The sequence below is a fragment of the Allobacillus salarius genome, from assembly GCF_007559425.1.
In the GTDB taxonomy this organism is placed as follows: domain Bacteria; phylum Bacillota; class Bacilli; order Bacillales; family Alkalibacillaceae; genus Allobacillus; species Allobacillus salarius.
On the sequence record NZ_VMHE01000099.1, the window covers coordinates 1 to 520 of the forward strand.

2 protein-coding genes are annotated in these 520 nt (G+C 49.0%); one reads left to right on the forward strand and one right to left on the reverse strand.

Features of this window, described 5'->3' with window-relative positions; all coding sequences use genetic code 11:
• Positions 1-39 precede the first annotated feature (39 nt).
• On the forward strand, positions 40-339 hold the full coding sequence (gene mbpA, locus FPQ13_RS13935) for a mobilization protein MbpA (RefSeq protein ID WP_005683055.1): 300 nt from the start codon (positions 40-42) through the stop codon (positions 337-339).
• Here mbpA and FPQ13_RS14055 read toward each other — a convergent pair.
• Positions 297-520, reverse strand: a 224-nt coding sequence (locus tag FPQ13_RS14055; protein WP_425456881.1) for a hypothetical protein, incomplete at its 5' end; no start/stop codon positions are given. The two genes, mbpA and FPQ13_RS14055, sit on opposite strands and share 43 nt — an antisense overlap.

The following is a 520-nucleotide window of genomic DNA, read 5'->3' on the forward strand; positions in this document are numbered from 1 at the left end:
TCGCTTTGCTCAAAAAGATTTTAAGATTACCTTTGTGACATGGAAGTAAGACGGAACGAAAAGATTACATTCCGCTGTACCCGGTATGAAAAGCTGGCACTTGCGGAGCAGGCAGCCCGATGTAGCATGAGCACATCGGAGTATTGCCGGAGTTTGTCCCTTGGAGGTCGCCCAAGGGAAAGGTACACCGAGGAGGAACGGCAGCTTCTCCGGGACATAGCCCAGTTGAAAGGAACGCTCCAACGGCTGAACAACTACTTCGGTGGTCGCCAGTACCGGGAGGTATTTGAAGAGAATCAGGCACTAATCACCGAACTTAAAAAAATACTTTCACGATGATAGGGAAAGGAAAGAGCATATCGCATGGTACGGCTGCACTGGAGTATGACCTTGCCAAAGAGATAGACGGACAGACAGCAGCCATCGAGATAGCCCGGCATGAACTTTACGGGTGTACGGGTGCGGAAATGGTACAGGAAATGAAACCATACCACGCTGATTTTCCGAACGTAAAAAACAA

Coding starts and splice junctions, on each gene's coding strand:
- mbpA (WP_005683055.1), top strand. CDS start 40: ATGGAAGTAAGACGGAACGAAAAGATTACATTCCGCTGTACCCGGTAT.